We start from the raw sequence: 1325 nt of genomic DNA, 5'->3' as shown, positions 1-1325 counted from the left end.
GCCTATACGATGCGAACAAAAACCTTTCAGACGCTCGTTACAACTACATCCTGAGTGTTCTTCAGCTTCGCCAAGCGGTTGGTACACTAAGCGAACAAGACATCCTAGATGTGGATGCAGGTTTGAAACCAGCGAAATAACGTTCAGTTATACAATGAAATTAAAACGCCAGTTGATTCTTCAACTGGCGTTTTTTGTTGTCTATCATTCGATGCAAATTATCTAACATTGTGCGCCTAGCGATTATCTCGCAAATGCATTGCTATACCAGAACGTAGAACAGCAAGCATAGAAAAACAAAAAGGCCGCTTTGCAGCGACCTTCCAGATAGTGTTCTTCAAAGCAGTAAGGCTTAGCCTTTGCCGCCTTTAATTGCATTGATGATTTCGCTGGTTGAGCAACCATCTTCAAAGTTCAAAACACGAACTTCACCACCTGCTGCAATCACTTCTTTACCACCGGCAATCTCTTCTGGTTTGTAGTCACCGCCTTTAACTAACATGCTTGGCAGCACTTCAGAGATCAGACGCTGTGGCGTATCTTCACTAAACGGTACAACCCAGGCAACTGCACCTAAACCTGCCAATACTGCCATACGGCGATCGGTTGGGTTTACTGGACGACCAGGGCCTTTTAAACGCTTTACAGACTCATCGGTATTTACTGCGACAATTAGGCGATCACCTAGCTCAGCAGCATGGTTAAGGTAAGACACATGACCAGCGTGAAGAATATCAAAACAGCCATTGGTCATGACAACTTTCTCGCCACGAGCACGTGCTTTTTTCACCGCTTCAATCAGTGCTTTTTCTGAGATGACACCAAAGTCGGTATCTTGACTGCCATGAACCGCTTCTGCCAATTCAATTTCAGACAGCGTCGACGTACCCAATTTACCCACGACAACGCCAGCAGCTGCATTAGCAAGTGCACAGGCTTCTTCGAAGGATTTACCTGCCGCAACCGACGCTGCAAGTACAGAAATCACCGTGTCGCCAGCACCTGTTACGTCGTAGACTTCTTTCGCTTGCGTTGGTAGATGGAATGGCTCTTGGCCACGACGAATCAACGTCATACCGTGCTCACTACGTGTTACCAATAGCGCTTCAAAATCAAACTCTTCAACAAGTGCCAGAGCCTTCTCTACCAGCTCTTGATCCGATTTCACTTTACCGACCACATCTTCAAACTCTTTCATGTTTGGTGTCAGTAGAGTTGCACCGCGGTAACGTTCAAAGTCCGCACCTTTAGGATCAATGAAAACAGGAATATTCGCTGCTCGCGCTTTCTGAATGTACGCTTGAACGTGCTCTAGAGAGCCTTTT

Annotated in this window: 1 protein-coding gene and 1 pseudogene; one reads left to right on the top strand and one right to left on the bottom strand. The window is 46.3% G+C overall.

The window, feature by feature from the left end; translation table 11 throughout:
- Nucleotides 1-140, top strand: a pseudogene (gene tolC, locus R7P35_RS24675) (outer membrane channel protein TolC); the annotation flags it as partial.
- Nucleotides 141-352: 212 nt separating this feature from the next.
- Here the strand turns inward: tolC and hldE are convergent.
- On the bottom strand, nt 353-1325 hold a 973-nt coding region (gene hldE, locus R7P35_RS24670), incomplete at its 5' end, for a bifunctional D-glycero-beta-D-manno-heptose-7-phosphate kinase/D-glycero-beta-D-manno-heptose 1-phosphate adenylyltransferase HldE (RefSeq protein WP_318092986.1).

The sequence above is a fragment of the Vibrio sp. Vb0304 genome, assembly GCF_033338995.1.
GTDB lineage: Bacteria > Pseudomonadota > Gammaproteobacteria > Enterobacterales > Vibrionaceae > Vibrio > Vibrio alginolyticus.
This window is presented reverse-complemented; position numbering and strand designations above follow the sequence as displayed.